The sequence below is a fragment of the Clostridium cellulovorans 743B genome, from assembly GCF_000145275.1.
GTDB lineage: Bacteria > Bacillota > Clostridia > Clostridiales > Clostridiaceae > Clostridium_K > Clostridium_K cellulovorans.
In genome coordinates this window covers 3,034,715-3,054,399 of the sequence record NC_014393.1, presented here as the reverse complement: position 1 = coordinate 3,054,399, position 19,685 = coordinate 3,034,715, and the positions used below count along the sequence as shown (strand labels likewise).

Here is a 19,685-nt window from a genome sequence, read left to right as displayed (position 1 = left end):
GCTTTTTAACAACCTTTATGCTTAAAATAGGCTTATTTTCTGTATATCTGAGATTCAAAATTTCTTAATAAGTATGTTATAATAGAAGAAACTTAAAATTTGAAACTTAGACTATTTATAGTATTACCATAGGTGTATATAATAGTGAATCTGTAAATAATGGTAATATAAATCTAAAGAAAAGGTTGTGAATTTGTGTCTCATATTTCAAATAAAGAGGCTTACAAGAGCTTAGAGGAAAGAATAAATAGGTTTCCTCAAGGAGCGCCTCCGTCAAAGACTTTATATAAGATATTAAGCATGTTATTTAGTGAAGAGGAAGCTAGGCTTGTTTCTATGTTACCCATTAAACCTTTTAATTTGAAGACTGCAAGCACTATTTGGAAAATGGATATGGTTCAGACAGAAAAGATCCTTGAAAAGCTAAGCAGTAGGGCGCTAATTCTTGATGTTGATTATGATGGTAAAAAGGAATACGTCTTACCACCACCTATGATAGGATTCTTTGAGTTTACTTTAATGAGAACTAGAAACGATTTAGATCAAAAGGTATTATCTGAATTATATTTTCAGTATCTAAATGTTGAAGAGGATTTTATAAAAGATCTTTTTTTAGGCACAGAAACAAGGTTTGGTAAGGTTTTTGTGCAAGAAAGTGTTTTATCAAAGGATAATCAAGTAGAGATAATGGATTATGATAGAGCAAGTAATGTAATCAAAAATTCAAGATTTATCACTGTAAGCATGTGTTTTTGCCGACATAAAATGCAACATCTTGGTGAAGAATGTGATGCGCCAATGGAGACGTGCTTAACCTTTGGGAATGCAGCCTATTCTTTAAGTAAGCATGGACATGGAAGAGCAATCGAAGCTGCAGAAGGTTTAGAGATCCTTCAAAATTGCTATGAACATAATTTAGTTCAATGCGGTGAAAATGTAAGGCAGGGTTCACTTTTCCTTTGTAATTGTTGTGGTTGTTGTTGTGAAGGTATGCTAGCTGTGAAAAAATTTGGAGCACTTCATCCAATACAAACAACAAGCTTTATCCCAAATGTAATTAAAGATGGTTGCGTAGGCTGTGGTAAATGTGCAAAGGCTTGCCCTATAGGTGCTATTACTATGAAGGACAAGAAGGCTGCTGTTGATGAAGAAATATGTCTTGGTTGTGGTGTTTGTGTAAGAAATTGTCCTAAGAAAAGTATAATTCTTAAGAAGAGAGACAAGGAGATAATAACTCCTGTAAATACTACTCATAGGATTGTTTTACAAGCAATAGAAAAAGGACAGCTTCAAGAATTGATTTTTGATAATAAAGCTATGGCTAGTCACAGAGCAATGGCTACAATTTTATCAAATATTCTTAGATTACCACCGATGAAAAGAGCACTTGCAAGCAAACAATTGAAATCAGTGTATTTAGATAAATTGATAAGTAAGTTTGATAAGTAAGTTTTGTACCTATTATGGAAGTAATAATTGTATATAGTTCATCAGTGCAGAGTTAAAGAATAAAGCTTTTAATTATTTTTGATTTATAGTAATATAATTGAAAATGAAGATATATTTGAACCTTTTTTGTTGGAATATATATAATTATAATATAGTAATCATTTTTAAAGTTTAATTTATAGAAAAGAGGTATTTAATATGAGTTTTTCGATAAGTAGTTTTTTTTCAGGTTCATCAAGTGGACATTATAGACATGGTCATTATGGTGGTAACCATTATAGAAAAAAAGGTGTTTTAGGTAGTTTACTTGAGGTTATTGCATCAAGAAGTTGGTCATCAAGTGGATTTGGACATCATCACCATCATGTTGTTAAACCTGTGCACACAGTACACACAGTTCATACAGTGCATAATGAACCAGCACAAAGACAAAATATGACTGTTTGTAACAGATGTAATTCACAAATACCAGCAGGTTCAAAATTTTGTCTACAATGTGGGGAGAAGGTGCAAGGTTCAGCATTTTGTATGGAATGTGGTGAGAAGTTACCTGCAAACGCAAAATTCTGTCTTAACTGTGGAAAGAAAATAAATTCTTAAATTGATGAAATTATTTACAAATATAAAATATAAAAATAGAAGGTTAGGTAAATATATTGTTGAGAAACCTCTTGGTGAAGGACGCTATGGAAAATGTTTTTTGGCAACTTCAGAAACAGGAGAAAAGGTTGTTATAAAAAAGTTTAAGCTTAGGATTTTCGAAAAAAATAGAAGAAAAAGTAATGATGAAAATGTAAGTGAGGCTGTTATATTATCTAATCTTAATGATGAAAGAATACCAGAACTTTTAGGAGTTATAAATGAAAAAGGCTTTTATGGATTTGTTTTAGAATATAAACAGGGGAATACTGTAAAAGAACTGTTATTCAAAAAGAACTATAAATTTTCTAAGGAAGAATTCTTTAGTATAGGCATTCAATTGATAAAGATAATAGAATATATTCATAGTAACGGTGTTGTCCATAGAGATATTAGAACTCCAAATGTTTTAATAAATGATGGAAAAGTTTATCTCATCGATTTTGGATTAGCAAGATGGGGAGATAACAAGAAATATTTCTTTGATTTAGATTATTCTTTCTTAGGCGATTTTTTATTATATTTACTTTATTCAGCTTCTGAAACTAAAGATAAAAAAACTCCAAGGTATAAAAATGTACCATGGTATGATGAATTAAATATATCTAATGATCAAAAGTTGTTTATAAAAAGGTTATTAGGAATTGAAGAAAGGTATAAAAGTATCAATGATATTGAGCTAGACTTTATAAAAGCTTTTAATAACTAGATTCTTTTAATAACTAGATTCTTTTATGAAATAGATACTTCACTATAGTTATATAGATTTTGAATGTTATAATCTGTATAATTATATGTGAAGTATATTTTTTGTAGAAATATTGATGCAGTTATATAAAAATAAATGGATTTGTAATTTTTGATGCTAAAACTACAATAAATTTACAATATTATAGCAAAAAAATCAAAGTATCAGAAATAATGTAGATCAAAAATATAAAAGGGTAGTGATATTATCTCAAGAGGTGGTAATATGAAACTTTATGAAAAATTTCAATTAGTAAAACTTATTCATAAAATTAAAAAAGATAGGATGAAAGAAGAGAAAAATTTTAATAGATTTTCTATGGAAGTAATAGACAAGCCAGCGAGAAAAATGATTTTGAGAAGAGGCAAAGATGCAACTGAATACTTTTGGTATTGTAAGGAAGTAGGATATGATAATTGGAGAATTTTAGTTAGCATAAAGGAGGCTGTATCTGAACCTATGGGTATGTGGTTACCAGAAAACCTTAGAACCCCTGGCACTTCAGTTTACGTTCAAGGAGTTGAGGTTCCTTTAAACTATGAAGGTGAAATTCCAGAAGGCTTCGAAATTATAAAATTAAAGCCATGCAAAATGATGGTATTTAAAAGTCAACCCTATGAAGATGAAAAATTCATGGATATGATACAAGAAATGTGGGGATTTTTAAAAAATTATAACCCTGAAATTTATGGTTTTAAATGGGCAGAAGAAGATGGACCAAGATTTCAGTTTGCACCAATGGGATATAGGGGATATATAGAAGGAAGACCTGTGAGAGCCATAAGATAGCAATAGAAGTCAAGAAGAAAATGATGAGGAATGATAATATTATCTCAAGAGGTGGTAACATGGAAAGTTATGAAAAAATTGAAGCGGTACAACGTATGCAAGATTACATTGAAGAGAATATCTCAAATTCTATAACATTATATATGCTTGCTCAAGCAGCTGGATATTCTCCTTGGTATTCTGCTAGAATATTCAAAGACCTTTTAGGAAAGACACCATTTGAGTATATCAGATCTTTAAGGCTTTCATTAGCAGCAGTTAGAATGCGAGATGAAGATGTGAAAATTGTTGATGTAGCCTTTGATTTTGTTTTTGATTCACATGAAGGTTTTACTAGGGCATTCTCAAAGGAATTTGGAATTACCCCTAGATATTATTGTAAAAATACTCCGCCTATAAAGCTTTTCATACCGAGTTCAATCCGTGATTACTACAATATGCTTCAAAAAGGAGATAATAAGATGAAAGAAAAATCAAATGTAAATACTGTTTTTGTTCAAGTAATCGATAAGCCTGCAAGAAAAGTGATTTTAAAAAGAGCAGAAAAGGCAGCTGAGTATTTTGCCTATTGCGAAGAATTAGGTTGTGATGTTTGGGGAGTATTATGTAGCATAAAAGAAGCTTTAAATGAGCCGATCGGTATGTGGATGCCTGAAAATCTTAGACCAACTGGAACATCTATATATACCCAAGGGGTAGAAGTACCTATGGATTATAAAGGAGAAGTACCAGAGGGGTTTGAAATTATTGAATTAAAGCCGTGTAAGATGATGGTATTCCAAGGACAGCCTTATGATGACGAAAAATTTGGAGAAGCAATAGATGAAGTATGGACTGTTATAAAAAATTATAATCCTGAAATTTACGGCTTTAAGTGGGCAGAAGAAGAGGGACCAAGATTTCAGTTTGCACCAATGGGTTATAGGGGTTATATAGAAGGAAGACCTGTAAAATTGATAAATTCTTAGAGCTTTTTATAATGTTACTTTTCCCAGCCTATTTATAATGGCTGGTTTTTTTTGTTTTACGAATACCACAGGTTTTACCTGTGGTTCTAAAAAGCTTCTAGCGATGAGTAGAAAAAAAGAATACCTCCAATGTAAAATGGTAGTAGGTTTGCCGACCACAACCAAAAGTACAAAGGAGGTATATCCGTAATGGATAATAGTAGTTTAGCACATAGTAAATGGAATTGTAAATATCACATAGTCTTCGCACCAAAGTATAGGAGACAAATCATATATGGAAAAATAAAAGCGGATATAGGGGTAATACTTAGAAAGTTATGTGAACATAAAGGAGTAGAAATTATTGAAGCAAATGCATGTAAGGATCATATACATATGCTTGTAAGTATACCTCCGAAGTTAAGTGTCTCTCAGTTTATGGGGTATTTGAAAGGTAAGAGTTCATTGATGATTTTTGACAGACATGCAAATTTGAAATATAAATATAGGAATAGGCAATTTTGGTGTAAAGGCTATTACGTTGATATAGTTGGAAGAAACAAAAAGATAATAGAAGAATACATAAAGAATCAAATACAGGAAGATTTAGCATATGAACAAATGAGCTTGAAAGAATTTATTGACCCGTTTACGGGTGAATCAGTAAACAAAGGCAAAAAATAAAGCACCTTTTAGGTGCAGCCAGTAAAGGTATGCGGTTGGCAAACCGCTCAATGTGCGAGTAGCACGGCCAGTAACATGCCCTTATAGGGCTAAAGCAAACCACCCGTTTGACGGGTGGTCCTGATTATTTTGTAAATAGTGATATAATTATATATTATTTTTTAGGCTTAAGAATAATTTATGCAATGGTAAATAGCTTTCATAAGCTAGGGAGATTCTCGATGAAAATTCTAAATATTTGTAAAAGTTTTTATTGATAGAACTAAATTTTGATATTAATAGGATTTAGAAATAAGTTAAGAATTTTAAAATTTAAGGTTCATCAAAAGAGTTGCATATCTGAAGATAGAGGTGTTAAGTTGAAATTTAATTTAAAATATTCGGTTGTTTTTGATTTATTCTTTAACTCATTTATGTTAATAGGAGGAGTATTAGGGGTAGTCATGTTGATAGTAATAGCAAGAAATAACTTACGATTATATAGAGCTCATAATGATAGTACTATAAGTTATTTTAGCCAATCTAGCAATATAAGAAAGAGTCAGTTTCTAAAAAGGAGTATAGGCTCTATGATGGTTTCCATATTATGTACTCTAGCAATATGCTTTGTTTTTGTGGATATATATGTTCCTTCTGTTAAAGAGATTCCTTATTTAATTAGTGATGAGTATTCATATACTGTGGGTACGGTTGTTCGTGTAGATAAAAATAAGCAGCGGAATACTATTTTGATAAGTGGTTTTAAGGTATACGAAACTAAACATATTTTTGGTGAAAGAATAAAACCAGGAAAAAAATATAAAATAGCCTATTTAAAAAATACTCACATCTGTGTCGGTGTTGAAGAAGTCAAATAAAAGGTAGTTATCTATTATTAGATAATTTATGGTTAAAAATACAAGTAAGGGGGATTGGGAGATGGATTTAAAGAAGCCAGGTAAATTAAAAAAAGGTGATAAGGTAGCAACAATTAGTTTATCTTGGGGTGGTGCAGGGGATTCTGATATTCTATGGAGATATGAAGTTGGTAAGAAGCGCCTTCAGGAGGAATTTGGACTCGAAGTAGTAGAGATGCCTCATACCCTTAGTGGAACAGAATACATATATAATCATCCAGAAAAACGAGCAGAAGATTTGATGATGGCCGTCAAAGATCCTTCTATAAAAGCTATTTTTTCTTGTATTGGCGGCAATGAAAGTGTCAGAATATTGCCATATATAGACTATGAAGTTATAAGAAACAATCCTAAAATTTTCATAGGTTATTCTGATACAACAATTACACATTTTATATGTTTAAAAGCAGGAATATCAAGCTTTTATGGACCTTCTATTTTAGCTGAATTTGCAGAAAATGTTGAGATGTTTAAGTATACAAAGGACTGGGTTAATAAAGCTTTATTTGAAGATGATTTTTTAGGTACTATAGAACCATCTGAAACTTGGACTAGCGAATATTTACCTTGGGAAGAGAAAAATAAAAATATTAAAAGAAATGTAAATAATGATGATAGAGGATATGAATTACTACAAGGAAAAGGAATAGTACAAGGTCATTTATTAGGTGGGTGCATAGAAGTATTAGAAATGATGAAAGGTACTGAATTATGGCCTAGCCTTGAAAGCTTTGAAAACAGCATATTATTTTTTGAGACTTCAGAAGATAAGCCAGAGCCAACTCAAGTTGAATATTGGTTACGAAATTATGGGATAATGGGTGTGCTACAAAAGGTTAATGGAATAATTTTTGGAAAGCCTTACGATGAACAGTATTATGAAGAATATAAAAACGTAATATTAAAGGTTGTAAGGGACGAGTTAAAGTTGGTAGACTTGCCTATATTATATAATATGAATTTTGGACATACAGCACCAATGTTTATAATTCCTTATGGAGCAATGGCAGAAGTAGATTGCAATTTGAAAAAGTTTAGCATTTTAGAGTCTGGAGTTAAAAATTCGTAGTATTATGCGAAATAGAAAGTTGCAACTATTGGTTGACAAGATTGTTAGCTTTAATTGATAGCTATTAATTTAATGTTTTTATATACTAAAGTTGAGGTGATAATAATGAGTCTTCAACAAAAATTACAAGCTCTTAGGAAAGAGAAGGGATTAACTCAAGAAGAGTTTGCTGAAACTATAGGAGTATCAAGACAAGCAGTGGCAAAATGGGAGGCAGGACAATCCTATCCTGATTTAGATAGATTAATTGAAATAAGCAATTTATATAAAGTGAGTATAGATAAATTAGTTAAAGACTGTAAAGAGAATTGTAGCTTTAATGAAGAAAAAACTTATAAAGATTATGCAGATAATGAGATGATATGTTTTCTGTGTAAAGCGAAAAAGGTTACTTATGCTGGTAGTGGTTCTGAAACTGTTTCTTCAAGACCTAATTCTCATGATTTAGAATATACTGAGGGAAATTTAAAATATATCGATACATATTTAGGCGGAGAGAAGTTCGTCGGAGAAGAAGCATTATGGAAAGATAATGTGCCAGTTTGGTCGATGAATTATATTGGTAGAATTATCGATGAGGGTTTTTCTGGTAGCTTTCTAAAGGCAGCATTATCTCTAGTATCTAAAGACTATCCTTATCGTGGTCCTATGGTATATGCAAATGGTGATTACATTTATCATTGTATAGTAAATGGAGAATTCAATTGGTTTCAAGGATACGAAGAAATATTTTATAATAACAATAAAATATATGAGTGTTTTTTTCATGGTGGCAGTGTTAAGTAATTGTATATGATGCCATTGAAATCCTCAATATTATATTGAAAATTATTTTTAAGTAACGTTGATATTCAGGCTGCTAATTTCTAGATAATATCATAATAAAAAAGGGAGAGGACAAATGGCTGAGATTGTTAGAAAGATTCGATATGATGAGCTTCAACAGCTGTTAATGCTATATAAACAATTACAACCAGAAGACCCTGATGTAAGCCTTAGTGAGAAATTAGAAGAGGCTTGGACTGCTATATATAATAATCCAAGTTATCATTATATAGTTGTTGAGGTAGAAGGTAACATTGTGTCATCCTGTAATATTACAATTATAAACAACTTAACTCGTAATTTAAGGCCTTATGGATTAATTGAGAATGTGGTTACTGACTCAAATTATAGAAAAAAGGGCTATGGTAAAAAAGTATTAAGTATGGCAGTGGATATTGCTAAAGATAATAATTGTTATAAGGTAATGTTAATGACTGGATCTAAAAAAGAAGAGACTCTAAGATTTTATGAAGAAGCTGGCTTTGAGAGAGGAATAAAAACAGGTTTTATTAAAAAGTTATAATTCCGTGTAATTTAAACATATGGTATAATCTTTTCATATGTATAAAGAAAATTGTATATAAAGTTAAAAGCAAGAGGTTTAAAATGGATAAAAAACTAGAGATGATGCAAAAACTTATCGATGAGAAAAAGAAAAATGGCATGAATAGGAATAATTCTCCAAAGGCTCAAAAAGTTATTGGCAAGAGCTCAAAGGGTGTTAAGATTGGAAATGGAAGAGGATTATTTGATAAATAGTGTAAGAATTCAAAAGACCATTGGTAAAGTCTACATTTACAGAGACTTTATCAATGGTCTTATTTTTTATAACATTACAAGGTCTTATTCATTATAAGTTTATAATGAGAATAACATTTTGGTCTATTATGAACCCGAAGAAGCTTTTAGGCTGATTAACATATAATTAAAAACTTCTAACAATGTTATTTACAACAAGTAAAGCTTTAGTAGGTTAAGGCCGTATAAAAAATTTTGTGTAAACTGAATAAAAACAACTTCTTCTTGGTAATAATTGAAATAACAATATATTACAAGAAGGAGTTGTTTTTTATGTCAAATGTGTCGAAAGAATTATTGAGAGAATTTATAAAGGAGCAGAACTTTACTAATGCTAATGAAGTATTAGATGCCATAAAAGGAATGTTTAGAGATGTTTTACAAGAGGCTTTGGAAGCAGAAATGGATGAAGAATTAGGTTATGGTAAGTATGATGTAACAGAAAAAGCAAGCGATAATAGTAGAAATGGCTATTCAAAAAAGAAAGTTAAAACAGAATTAGGTGCAATAGAACTGAATATTCCAAGGGATAGAAATGGAGATTTTGAACCTAAAATAGTACCAAAACATCAAAGAACCATAAATGGAATTGAAGATAAAGTATTATCGCTTTATGCTTCGGGAATGACAACAAGAGATATATCTGAACAGGTTAAAAATTTATATGATGTAGATATAAGTGCAGAAACAGTGTCAAATATAACTAATAGGATATTGCCAATGGTATCAGAATGGCAGAATAGACCTTTAGAAAACACATATGCATTTGTCTTTATGGATGCAATCCACTATAAAGTAAGAGAAGAGAAACAGATTGTACTTAAAGCAGCTTACGTAGTAATAGGCGTAAGCCTGGACGGCGAAAAAGAAGTGTTAGGAATATGGATTGGTGCAAATGAGAGTAGTAAGTTTTGGCTTTCTGTTCTAAATGACCTTAGGAATCGAGGCGTACAAGATGTACTAATCTTCTGTGTTGACGGCCTAAACGGCTTTAAGGATGCGATTGGCGCAACATTTCCATTCGCTAGAATTCAACGATGCATAATACACCAAATACGTTCTAGTATGAAGTATATACCATATAAGGATAAAAAGGCTTTTGTTGCAGATCTGAAGTATATATATGGTGCCGTTAATGAGGAAGTAGCTATGGAATATTTGATAGCTTTAAAGGATAAATGGTCTCAGAAGTATCCAAACGCAGTAAAAAGTTGGGAAGATAATTGGGATAATTTAAGTACATTCTTTGCCTTTCCTCAAAATATAAGAAAAATAATATATACTACAAATGTAATAGAGAGCTTAAATAGTCAATTTAGAAAAGTAACAAAGACTAAGCTAATATTTCCTAATGATGAAAGTTTATTAAAGATGCTATATTTAGCAGTTCAAAAAATATCAACAAAATGGAATAGAAATTATCGTGAATGGGATTTAGTAATCAATCAATTAAAAATAGTATTTAGCGAAGTGTTTGAAAAAATGGCATAAAAAGAACCTTAATCTAGAATTAAATCTAAGATTAAAGTCCCTTTAGTAAATTTCCTTAGGTATATTATGTGCAATAAATGTTAATAATATACCTATGAAGGAAATAAATTGTTCTTCACTAATATACATACTTAGACAAAAATCCAAGCCTGTCTAAGACTATAAATTAATGGTTATTTCCAAGAAGAAGATAAGAATACACGAAATAATTTACAGGCTCTAGGTTAACTGCATAATATGTTCTTTCCCAAAGACTTGTCCGTTAAAAACAAAGCCTGAACTTTTATATAATTTTACTGCTGCTTCACTTTCAGTATGGACACCTAAGAAAATTTTGTTATGAGATTTATCTTTTTTTATTATTTCAATAACATCGTTTAGTGCAGCTTTTCCGTATCCTTTATTCTGATGATTTTTATCAATCATTAATCTATAAATCCAGTATTCGCTATCATCAGTATCTATACAGTACATTACAAAGCCTACTAATATATCTTCTTCATATATTGCAAGAGGAATGCACTCTGGTTGTATTTTTGATTGTGCTATGGATACTGCGTTAGAAGTAACAAATTCTTTTTGATCATCGAGAACCTCTAGGCTAATAGTTTCCCAAAAGTTATCAGTGGTTATAGGTTGAAGTTTTATCATTTTTATTCTCCTTTAAATTTAATTTTAGGCATAAAAATGCCCGAGACATGGTTTTTATAGCCTCAGGTTAAACTACAATCTGATGATTAAACAGTTTGAACGTCCTGAAGCGATGATAAGTTATTATTTTTCATAATACATCGCTCCTTTCATAATAAGATCAATATTATTGTATCACTAATTGTATTCATGTACAATAATTAGTATTGGAGATAGATAAATTTAAGTTATCATAAAAGGAGGAAGGGCTGGTAGCATTACTTGCATATTTAGCCTAAGGTTTATATGAATATTCAAATATTTGGAACTAAAAAGTGTTTTGATACAAAAAAAGCAGAAAGATATTTCAAGGAAAGAAAAATATCATATCAATTTATTGATTTAAACGAAAAAGCTTTAAGTAAAAGAGAGCTAGAAAGTGTTAAAGCATCTATATCAATTAATGAGCTAATCAATGCTAAATCAAAAGAATATAAGACTTTAAAGTTAGAAAACATTAGGAGTAGCAGTGTAAAAGAAGAGTTATTGCTTAAAAATCCAAAGCTATATAATACCCCAATAGTTAGGAATGGTAAAGAAGCTACTTTAGGTTACAAACCTGAGGTGTGGGGAAACTGGGAGTAGTATTATCATATTAGTTATTTATAAAAATAACTATAGTGAAGTCATACGTTATAGTTAAAAGTGATAATAAACTATCTCGTAAGAATTGACTAAATTTAAAATTCAGTAGGTTTTATATAAAAAGGTTATTGAGAAATATGAAGCTACAATGTTATTTGTATATGAAGTTCTTTTATTAAGTCGTCATAGCAAAAAGCTTTAGGAAAAGTTTAGATTTATACGTGTTTTCCCATGCTATAATGATTTCTATAAGAAAGAAGATTCAAGCTAAGGAGTAGTTTATATATGAAGAAAACAAGAAATATAGTAATTTTATCAATAACCTTATTAGTAGCAATTGGTGGAGTCACAGTATATATTTTTAATAAATCATCAGAGGATAAAAGCAATACAACAGTAGTTAGAACTGAACATATTTCAAGTGATGACAATAAAAATACAGAAAATAATAATAAAAGTAAAGCTGAAATATTAGAAGTTGAGAATAAAACAGAAACTGAAAAAAAGCCAAAGGTTGAGAATAAAACGGAAGCTGAGAAAAAATCAGAAGTTAAAGATAATGGGTTTACTAAAGAAGAAGCTGCAGAATTTTTAGCTAAGTTCTATAAAAGTGATTTAAAAATTGAGAAAAGCGAAAAAACAGAAGAACCAATCTTTATTGCTGGGGACGATATATCACTAATAGTATTACCGGATTCTGAGAATGAAGGAGAAAAGTATCTTCCAGGAGTTAAATGTTACAAATTTATATCTAAATCAATAGCTATGCAAAAGAATGGGGGTACTGGAACCCTTGATTTTGGAATCATATTTGAAAATGGTAAGATATACACAAATGGGGTAGAAAGAAGTGAGGGAATAACTTTGAAGTAAGAATGATTATAGGATTTCTAAGAAATAATCACAAAGCAAAAATTGTCTCAAAATCAATATTATAATGGAATGGAATAGTAAGGAGAACTATTTTTGAATGGAAAGTATTACATTCAGAAGTAGTTCTTTTTTAAAAATAATGTTAACATAGTTAAGTATATAGGTTCCAATAATATTTCTAGATTTAATTCAGAACATGTTGGTAAAAGCAATGTGGATCTTTAAGTGGGGCATATATTTTTTTATAATATAAATTTGATGCTTTTACGAGTATAGAGTAATGAGAGGTAATATGAAATTAAACAAAGAACAACAATTGTTGATAAATGAAGACGAAAACAATATTTTATTACTAGCTTCAGCAGGAACAGGTAAAACTGATACTTTATCAAAGCGTATAGCCAGAATAATTGAAAGTGGTAAAGGGAAGCCAGAGGAGATATTATGCATCACTTTTACAAATAAAGCTTGCAGAGAAATGAAGGAAAGAATTGAGAAAGTAATTGGGGATAGCTCTAGAAATATTACAATAAGAACCTTTCATAGCTTCTGTTTCGATATTTTGAAGGTTGAAGCAAAAAAGAAGACGGATATATTTACAGACTTTATTATCTTCGACGAAGAGGATTGTAAAGAAATGATAAAGGTATGTGCTCCTCCTGGCTTTTCTATAGCTCCTATGCAGAGGTTTATAGATTCTGTAAAAAATATAAGGGTAAAATATGATATATATAGCGATAATTCCTTAGAAGATTATAAAAATGCAATTGGAATTTTTTTATCCCATGAAGAAAATAAAATTAATAATATATGCACAGAAAAAGGCCACCTTGATGAAGCATTGAAAAATTTTCTCATCAATAAAGGACATATTCTTGTAAGTTCATATAATAGGCTTCTTAGTGAAAATCATGGTTTAGATTTTACAGATTTGATTGTACTTACAAAAGAACTGTTTGAAAATCAGCAAGTGGTTTCAGCTTTAAGAGAAAGGTATAAATATATCAATATTGACGAAGTACAGGATACAAGTCTTTTAGAATACTCTATTATTGAAAAGTTATTTAAGAATAATAAGGTTTTAATTTGTGGAGATATATTTCAGACTATCTATAAGTGGAGAGGCTCTGCGCCGGAGAAAATTTTCGAAAAGTTTAAAAAGGATTATGGAGTCACGGAAATTGTCTTTAATGTGAATTATAGAGCAACAAAGAATTTAACTGACGCTTCTTTAAAGTTTCTTTATAATACTTTTCCTTTAGAAACTCAAAGTTTATACAAACAAGGAATCACTACAAATTCAATTGAAGTTGGTGAAAAAATAATATTAAAGGAAGCTTACGACATAAGAGAAGAAGCAAAATTTATATATGAAGAGATAAAGAACCTAAAAAACAAGGCTGAGGATTTATCAAGTATATGTGTACTGACAAGAGATAATAGATATAACATAGCTTTGAGTAATCAATTAAGGGATATTGCAAGTTATGAAGAAGATGGTTTCGAATTCATCTTAGTTGATCAGTTTAAATTTTTTAGAAGACAAGAGATAAAAGATATAATAGCATTTTTAAAGCTTTCTGCTAATAGATATGATTCCATAAGTTTAAAGCGAATCGTAAAAAGGCTTCCAACAGGGGTTGGAGACAGAACCTTTGAAGCTATAGAATCTGATGAATATAAAAAGATAGGAATAATTTTATCAGATTTTATTGACACAAATACATTGCAATATGGTGAAAAGTTCTCATTATTAATAAAAGAATTTAAGGATGATAATATAATAGTCTTTGATGTTGAAAGTACTGGTACTGATGTAACAGAAGATGAAATAATACAAATAGCGGCTATCAGGATTAATAGAAATGGTGAAGTGATAGATTCCTTTGAAAGATTCCTTAAACCTAAAAAGTCTGTTAAAAATTCCGAGCATATTCATGGTTTTAGTGATGAATTTTTAAAGGAGAAAGGTGAAGATAAGGAAACTGTAATAAAGGAGTTTTTAAGATTTTCAGAGAATGCTGTAATAGTAGGACATAATGTTCAATATGATATAAATATTTTATCAAGTGAAATCCATAGGTTAAACCTTGGAAAGTCGAAGTTTTTAGCTTTTTATGATACCTTAGATATCTACAGAAGGTTTTACCCTAATTTAGTTAATCATAAATTAAATACCTTGAGTGATATTTTTAAAACTGAAAACATACCAAGTCATGATGCCATGGATGATATCCTGGCTACTAAGGATCTTCTAATAAGAGCATTGAAGATAGATATAATACCTACTTCTATGGAAAGAATTGCAGGAATGTCTAAATATATTAAGGCATTTTCTTTTATTTCGGAAAAGCTTAATGATTTTTTTAAAGAAACTGAAGAAATGAGACCTTGTGAAGTTGTGAATTATATAGTCCAACATTTCAATTTAAAAACCTTATATCCTGGAGAAGAAGGGAAGGGTAAAATTGAGAGAATGAGAGACTTTTATGCACTGCTTAGAGATATAGATGATAAAAATAAAGGATCAAGAGATTCTCTTTTTGATATTATCAAGTTAACATCCTTATCTAATGGTGAACTAGAGTCACTTATTTTAAAAAGGACAAAAAAATCTAGAATACCTATAATCACAGTGCATCAAGCTAAGGGCCTTGAATATGAAACTGTGTTTTTAGCAGGTACTGCACAAAATGTATTTCCATCTTATTTATCAATTAAGACAAATAATTTAGAGGAAGAAAAAAAGACTTTTTACGTTGCAATAACAAGGGCAAAAAAAAGATTATTTATAAGTTACTGTCTCTATAATGAATATAATAAAAGAAACTTTAAGAGTGATTTTATAAACTTTTTGCCACAGACATATATTGAATTGAAATAAGCATATTTTAAAGGCTATGTACTAATGATTGAAGATTTAGTTAGGTATATAGTCTTTTTCTAATAGAAAAATTTTTTAGAATGAATTTTTTTGATATAGATTGTCTTATTTATGAAAAGGAGATGGGGTGATAATATTTGCAAAAATTTCAGCTAATAGAAAGAACAAAGGATGGCGATAAGGAAGCATTAGCAATTTTGTTTAAGGGAGGAAAGATTAATGGGAGTTTTAAAAAAATATAAGTTTATATGGATAGCTTTTATTATAATTGTTCTAATCATTTCAATTGTGGTTACAATGGTGATTAGTAAAGTGGCTGATGGAGGAATTGCTTTTGATAGTTCAACTACTCGGTTCTCAACAGAGGTTTCTGGAAAAAATTCATGGAAAATGAGTTATGGAAATTTTAATGGCTCAAAATCAAAAAAGATCAAATTAAAGGCAGGAGATACAATAAGTATTAGGGTTTCAGCAGAAACTAATGAAGGTTCATTAGAAATTGAATTTTGTAATAAAAATAAGGAGAAGATTAAGGGTATTCTTGAAGATTCTAGGCATGAGTTTCAATATAAAGTTGAAGAAGATGGAAGTTATTATATAAGAGTTATTGGAAATGATACAAAGGGGTCATTTGATATTTCTTGGAAAAAAGACAACTAATATGTTGTACAAAATAAAAAATTACAGCGTGATTCTGTGTTGAAAGATAAAGTTATAAAGGTTTATATAAATTTACTATGTATGAATTTACATAGTTGATATAATTAAAATGAAGATATTTTCATTTTGCAGAAAGTTAAATTAGCATTATGAAAATACTATAGATAAACTAGGTTATAATTTGGTTTATCTATATAAAGATTTACTTAATTAAATTTGTATAAAAAGTCAATATACATATAAGGAGATAAAGATGAATTTAATAACTATAAACGAGAATAACATAAATATGGTTCTTGAAATTACTAAGGAAAATGAGGTAAAGCTACTTCATTTTTCAGCATTACCCTTTGATGAAAGAGATATTTTAGCTGAAAGGCAAAAGGTTGGTTTTCGTCTAGTAGAAATTAATATTTCAGGATTAGATAGACCCCTTGAGAGGCACGGTACAAAATACATAGTTACAGCTCCAGGCTATAGAATGAAATATGATAGTCATAAGGATTATTACAATGAGCTAGGTAGAAAGCTTGAAATTGTTACTTTTGACTATGAAACAGGTATATATGTAACAAGCCATTTCCAATTTTACAAAGAGATTTCTGTAGTTAGAAGTTGGAGTGAAGTTATAAATAAAGGCAAAGAAACTCAAACTTTAGAATATATTTCTTCTTTTAATTTAACTGGTATAGAGAAGGAAGGAATTCTAGATCGTGATGAAAAGATGTCTTTAAAAATTCCTCATAATTCTTGGCAAAGAGAGATTCAATGGGAGACCTATTCTTTAGAAAAGCTTGGTATTGCTCAATCTCAACCAGAGATAGATCAACGTTCATCAAAAGTAATTGCTGCCACTAATACTGGTAATTGGTCAACTAAAGAATATCTTCCTATGGCATATTTAGAGAACCTAGAAACACATTCTAATTTGTTTTGGCAAATAGAGCACAATGGATCCTGGCATTGGGAAATCAGTGACCAAACAGGTCATTTATACATTCAATTAAGTGGACCTACCGAAACGGAATCTCATTGGTTTAAGAATTTAAAGCCAGATGAAAGTTTTATATCAGTTCCTGTAGCTGTAGGTGTATCCTTAGGAAATTTTGATGTGGCAATGGGTGAACTTACTAAGTATCGTAGAGTTATAAGAAGACCTAATAAAGATAATGAGGGATTAGGAATAATTTTTAACGACTATATGAATTGTCTTTGGGGAGATCCAACTACAGAAAAAGAACTTCCATTAATAGATGCTGCAGCTGAAGTTGGCTGTGAATACTTCTGTATTGATGCAGGGTGGTATAGTGCTGGTTTTTGGTGGGATAATGTTGGGGAATGGCTTCCAAGTAAAGAACGATTTCCTAATGGACTAAAAGAAGTTATTGATTATATAAGAAGTAAGAACATGATTCCAGGAGTATGGCTTGAGATTGAAGTTATGGGTATTAAATGCCCAAAGGTTCAACAGGTACCAGAGGATTGGTTCTTTGTTCGCCACGGTAAAAAGGTATATGATAGAAGTCGTTACCAATTAGATTTCAGAAATCCAGAAGTTGTTAAATACGCAAATGAGGTAATTGATAGACTTATAAGTGAATACGGTGTTGGTTATATAAAGATGGACTACAATATCGAGCCTGGCATTGGGACAGAACTAAAGGCTGATAGTATTGGAGATGGACTTTTAGAACATGAGAGAGCGTACCTTGCTTGGATTGATAGTGTATTCGAAAGATATCCAGATTTGATTATTGAAAATTGTTCAAGTGGAGGTCTTAGAATAGATTATGCTATGTTAAGTCGTTATAGTATTCAATCAACTAGTGATCAAGATGATTATAGAAGATATGCTACAATTGCAGCTAATTCACCTTCTGGGTTAACCCCTGAGCAATCTGCTATATGGTCATACCCGCTTACAGAAGGGGATAAAGAAGAAGTAATATTTAACATGATTAATGCTATGCTTCTTCGTATTCATCAAAGTGGACATTTAGCAAAAATTAGTGAGGAAAGAAAAGTTCTTGTGAAAGAAGCATTAGATTACTATAAAACTATGAGATTAGACATAAAAAAAGCATTACCTTTTTGGCCACTGGGGCTATCAAAATTTTCTGATACCTGGGTAAGCCTTGGACTTAAAGCAGAGAAAAAATCTTACGTGGCAGTTTGGAGAAGAAATAGTGTAGCAGAGACTAACATTATCCCTATAGAGCATCTGAAAGGGAAAAATGTTTCAGTAAAATGTGCATATCCAAAGGCTGAGGATTGTGAGTATCGTTGGAACTCAGTTTCTGGTACATTAAGCGTAAGGTTTAAAAAACAATTCAGTGCAAGATTATTTGAAATAATTGAAGAATAACAAAAAAATATTGAGACAATAAAACACACTAGGGTTAAGACCGTCATAGTCTTGATCCTAGTGTGTTTTACAGTTTTTATAAATATGTAAGTCTCATTATTGAAACTACATCAAAATTTTAAGAAAAATTGAAAAATCAATATACTCTATAAAGAATCTTTATTAGAACATATTAATACCGTTTAAATCGAAAGAATCAATACATTCAATGAAAATCATTATATGTTACTAAGATCTACTTTAGGTTCAGTTGCTATATCCTTTTTATACGCAAAACCACATATAAGTGAGGTCAGTGGTGAGACTAAAACCAAACCTATACAGCCTACAAAGGTATGTAAAATTTCAGAGGCTATGGTTTTTGAGGTGAAGATATTTATCATAGGCGTCCCTTGTGCCATGTATACCATCATCACTGAAATGTAGCTTCCCATATATGCCAGTAGTAGAGTTGAGGTTTGACTACCTACAACAGCTTTTCCTATGGTAAGACCAGAGAAAATCAATTCTTTCTTTGAGATATTAGGACTATTTCTTACTATTTCATCTAAAGCTGCGGAGATATCAATGGCTAAATCCATAACTGCTCCTGAACAAGCTAGATAGATTCCTGCTTGAAAGATTGCTGTTAAGTTAAGATTTTCATAACCAGCATACAGAAGTGATTCAGACCACTGCATTATTGCACCATTTATATTAAATAACTCTCCAAAAATTATTGCGAAGAAGCAAGTTATTAGAGAACATACTACTGAACCAGCAATGGCGCAATAAGCTTTTTTAGAAAATCCAGCAACTAGAAGTAAGGTTGTGATGGTAATGCAGTTACCTACAAGTAAAGCAATTAAAATAGGATTAATTCCATTTAACATTGAAGGTATAAGTATTTTCCAAATACTCATAAAAGCTAATGATAATGAAAGTAATGTTCTTGCACCGGTAAAACCTAAAAATGCAATTATGATTATAGCAAAAACTCCAAGTAATATTAATTCTTTTGAGATTCTATAATGATCGATTAAATTTGCAAACACTATATTATTATTAGCATTTCTCTCCAATAAAACCCAGGCTATGTCTCCAGGAGTAAATACTTTATCATACTCTAATTTCCCAGAGAGGAGATTGATGCCAGAAGTTTGTTCACCCTTGTGAATCCCATCTTTAATTAATATTTCGCAACGTTGCTCTCCTTGAGTAATAAGTCCTGTCTTATACATACCAGAGTTGTCCACAGAGAGTATTTTTCCACGGACTCCTTCAGAATTCACATAAATTTGCTTTTCAAAGCCT

Annotated in this window: 19 protein-coding genes; 17 read left to right on the top strand and 2 right to left on the bottom strand. The window is 30.5% G+C overall.

Annotation, left to right across the window (positions count from 1 at the left end; all coding sequences use genetic code 11):
• Positions 1 to 195: 195 nt before the first annotated feature.
• From CLOCEL_RS12625 to CLOCEL_RS12575, 12 genes are all read left to right on the top strand, one after another.
• On the top strand, positions 196 to 1,449 hold the full coding sequence (locus tag CLOCEL_RS12625; protein WP_010075481.1) for a 4Fe-4S dicluster domain-containing protein: 1,254 nt from the start codon (positions 196 to 198) through the stop codon (positions 1,447 to 1,449).
• A gap of 198 nt (positions 1,450 to 1,647) precedes the next feature.
• Positions 1,648 to 2,049 carry a zinc ribbon domain-containing protein gene (locus tag CLOCEL_RS12620; protein ID WP_010075480.1) on the top strand — a complete coding sequence of 134 codons (402 nt, stop codon included), beginning with the start codon at positions 1,648 to 1,650 and terminating at the stop codon, positions 2,047 to 2,049.
• Between the two features lie 4 nt (positions 2,050 to 2,053).
• A complete protein-coding gene (locus CLOCEL_RS12615) occupies positions 2,054 to 2,797 on the top strand; it encodes a protein kinase family protein (protein ID WP_013291774.1) in 744 nt (247 codons plus the stop codon).
• Between the two features lie 264 nt (positions 2,798 to 3,061).
• Entirely contained in the window at positions 3,062 to 3,625 is a 564-nt protein-coding gene (locus CLOCEL_RS12610; protein WP_010075478.1) for a hypothetical protein, read from the top strand.
• Between the two features lie 59 nt (positions 3,626 to 3,684).
• The gene (locus tag CLOCEL_RS12605; protein WP_013291773.1) at positions 3,685 to 4,593 is read left to right on the top strand and encodes a helix-turn-helix transcriptional regulator; all 909 of its coding nucleotides are present in this window, start codon (positions 3,685 to 3,687) and stop codon (positions 4,591 to 4,593) included.
• 189 nt (positions 4,594 to 4,782) lie between these two features.
• The gene (gene tnpA, locus CLOCEL_RS12600) at positions 4,783 to 5,256 is read left to right on the top strand and encodes an IS200/IS605 family transposase (protein WP_013291772.1); all 474 of its coding nucleotides are present in this window, start codon (positions 4,783 to 4,785) and stop codon (positions 5,254 to 5,256) included.
• A 359-nt stretch (positions 5,257 to 5,615) separates the two neighbouring features.
• Complete coding sequence (locus tag CLOCEL_RS12595; protein WP_242655160.1) at positions 5,616 to 6,113, top strand: hypothetical protein; 498 nt, start codon at positions 5,616 to 5,618, stop codon at positions 6,111 to 6,113.
• A gap of 61 nt (positions 6,114 to 6,174) precedes the next feature.
• Entirely contained in the window at positions 6,175 to 7,221 is a 1,047-nt protein-coding gene (locus CLOCEL_RS12590) for a S66 family peptidase (RefSeq protein ID WP_010075475.1), read from the top strand.
• A 105-nt stretch (positions 7,222 to 7,326) separates the two neighbouring features.
• Positions 7,327 to 8,007, top strand: a complete 681-nt coding sequence (locus CLOCEL_RS12585) for a DUF5680 domain-containing protein (protein ID WP_010075474.1) — start codon at positions 7,327 to 7,329, stop codon at positions 8,005 to 8,007.
• A gap of 115 nt (positions 8,008 to 8,122) precedes the next feature.
• Positions 8,123 to 8,569 (top strand): GNAT family N-acetyltransferase, encoded by a 447-nt coding sequence (locus CLOCEL_RS12580; protein WP_010075473.1) that lies wholly within the window; start codon positions 8,123 to 8,125, stop codon positions 8,567 to 8,569.
• A gap of 83 nt (positions 8,570 to 8,652) precedes the next feature.
• Positions 8,653 to 8,805, top strand: coding sequence for a hypothetical protein (locus CLOCEL_RS23250; protein WP_010075472.1), 153 nt, complete (start codon positions 8,653 to 8,655; stop codon positions 8,803 to 8,805).
• A 312-nt stretch (positions 8,806 to 9,117) separates the two neighbouring features.
• The gene (locus CLOCEL_RS12575; protein WP_010077600.1) at positions 9,118 to 10,335 is read left to right on the top strand and encodes an IS256 family transposase; all 1,218 of its coding nucleotides are present in this window, start codon (positions 9,118 to 9,120) and stop codon (positions 10,333 to 10,335) included.
• Positions 10,336 to 10,554: 219 nt separating this feature from the next.
• Here CLOCEL_RS12575 and CLOCEL_RS12570 read toward each other — a convergent pair whose 3' ends face one another.
• Positions 10,555 to 10,986 carry a GNAT family N-acetyltransferase gene (locus CLOCEL_RS12570; RefSeq protein WP_010075471.1) on the bottom strand — a complete coding sequence of 144 codons (432 nt, stop codon included), beginning with the start codon at positions 10,984 to 10,986 and terminating at the stop codon, positions 10,555 to 10,557.
• Positions 10,987 to 11,271: 285 nt separating this feature from the next.
• Here CLOCEL_RS12570 and CLOCEL_RS12565 point away from each other — a divergent pair, with 285 nt between their 5' ends.
• From CLOCEL_RS12565 to CLOCEL_RS12545, 5 genes are all read left to right on the top strand, one after another.
• Positions 11,272 to 11,610 carry an arsenate reductase family protein gene (locus CLOCEL_RS12565; RefSeq protein ID WP_010075470.1) on the top strand — a complete coding sequence of 113 codons (339 nt, stop codon included), beginning with the start codon at positions 11,272 to 11,274 and terminating at the stop codon, positions 11,608 to 11,610.
• 285 nt (positions 11,611 to 11,895) lie between these two features.
• On the top strand, positions 11,896 to 12,483 hold the full coding sequence (locus CLOCEL_RS12560) for a hypothetical protein (RefSeq protein WP_010075469.1): 588 nt from the start codon (positions 11,896 to 11,898) through the stop codon (positions 12,481 to 12,483).
• Between the two features lie 292 nt (positions 12,484 to 12,775).
• A complete protein-coding gene (locus CLOCEL_RS12555; protein ID WP_242655159.1) occupies positions 12,776 to 15,367 on the top strand; it encodes a 3'-5' exonuclease in 2,592 nt (863 codons plus the stop codon).
• A gap of 219 nt (positions 15,368 to 15,586) precedes the next feature.
• Complete coding sequence (locus CLOCEL_RS12550) at positions 15,587 to 16,027, top strand: hypothetical protein (RefSeq protein WP_010075466.1); 441 nt, start codon at positions 15,587 to 15,589, stop codon at positions 16,025 to 16,027.
• Between the two features lie 253 nt (positions 16,028 to 16,280).
• Positions 16,281 to 18,392, top strand: a complete 2,112-nt coding sequence (locus CLOCEL_RS12545) for a glycoside hydrolase family 36 protein (protein ID WP_010075465.1) — start codon at positions 16,281 to 16,283, stop codon at positions 18,390 to 18,392.
• Between the two features lie 218 nt (positions 18,393 to 18,610).
• On the opposite strand, the gene CLOCEL_RS12540 is transcribed toward CLOCEL_RS12545, so the two are convergent.
• Positions 18,611 to 19,663 (bottom strand): YibE/F family protein, encoded by a 1,053-nt coding sequence (locus CLOCEL_RS12540; RefSeq protein WP_242655158.1) that lies wholly within the window; start codon positions 19,661 to 19,663, stop codon positions 18,611 to 18,613.
• Between the last annotated feature and the right edge of the window lie 22 nt (positions 19,664 to 19,685).

Excerpts from the sequence above, each read along its gene's own strand:
- CLOCEL_RS12620 (WP_010075480.1), top strand. The coding sequence starts at position 1,648 with ATGAGTTTTTCGATAAGTAGTTTTTTTTCAGGTTCATCAAGTGGACAT.
- CLOCEL_RS12615 (WP_013291774.1), top strand. The coding sequence starts at position 2,054 with ATGAAATTATTTACAAATATAAAATATAAAAATAGAAGGTTAGGTAAA.
- CLOCEL_RS12610 (WP_010075478.1), top strand. The coding sequence starts at position 3,062 with ATGAAACTTTATGAAAAATTTCAATTAGTAAAACTTATTCATAAAATT.
- CLOCEL_RS12605 (WP_013291773.1), top strand. The coding sequence starts at position 3,685 with ATGGAAAGTTATGAAAAAATTGAAGCGGTACAACGTATGCAAGATTAC.
- tnpA (WP_013291772.1), top strand. The coding sequence starts at position 4,783 with ATGGATAATAGTAGTTTAGCACATAGTAAATGGAATTGTAAATATCAC.
- CLOCEL_RS12590 (WP_010075475.1), top strand. The coding sequence starts at position 6,175 with ATGGATTTAAAGAAGCCAGGTAAATTAAAAAAAGGTGATAAGGTAGCA.
- CLOCEL_RS12585 (WP_010075474.1), top strand. The coding sequence starts at position 7,327 with ATGAGTCTTCAACAAAAATTACAAGCTCTTAGGAAAGAGAAGGGATTA.
- CLOCEL_RS12580 (WP_010075473.1), top strand. The coding sequence starts at position 8,123 with ATGGCTGAGATTGTTAGAAAGATTCGATATGATGAGCTTCAACAGCTG.
- CLOCEL_RS23250 (WP_010075472.1), top strand. The coding sequence starts at position 8,653 with ATGGATAAAAAACTAGAGATGATGCAAAAACTTATCGATGAGAAAAAG.
- CLOCEL_RS12575 (WP_010077600.1), top strand. The coding sequence starts at position 9,118 with ATGTCAAATGTGTCGAAAGAATTATTGAGAGAATTTATAAAGGAGCAG.
- CLOCEL_RS12570 (WP_010075471.1), bottom strand. The coding sequence starts at position 10,986 with ATGATAAAACTTCAACCTATAACCACTGATAACTTTTGGGAAACTATT.
- CLOCEL_RS12565 (WP_010075470.1), top strand. The coding sequence starts at position 11,272 with ATGAATATTCAAATATTTGGAACTAAAAAGTGTTTTGATACAAAAAAA.
- CLOCEL_RS12560 (WP_010075469.1), top strand. The coding sequence starts at position 11,896 with ATGAAGAAAACAAGAAATATAGTAATTTTATCAATAACCTTATTAGTA.
- CLOCEL_RS12555 (WP_242655159.1), top strand. The coding sequence starts at position 12,776 with ATGAAATTAAACAAAGAACAACAATTGTTGATAAATGAAGACGAAAAC.
- CLOCEL_RS12550 (WP_010075466.1), top strand. The coding sequence starts at position 15,587 with ATGGGAGTTTTAAAAAAATATAAGTTTATATGGATAGCTTTTATTATA.
- CLOCEL_RS12545 (WP_010075465.1), top strand. The coding sequence starts at position 16,281 with ATGAATTTAATAACTATAAACGAGAATAACATAAATATGGTTCTTGAA.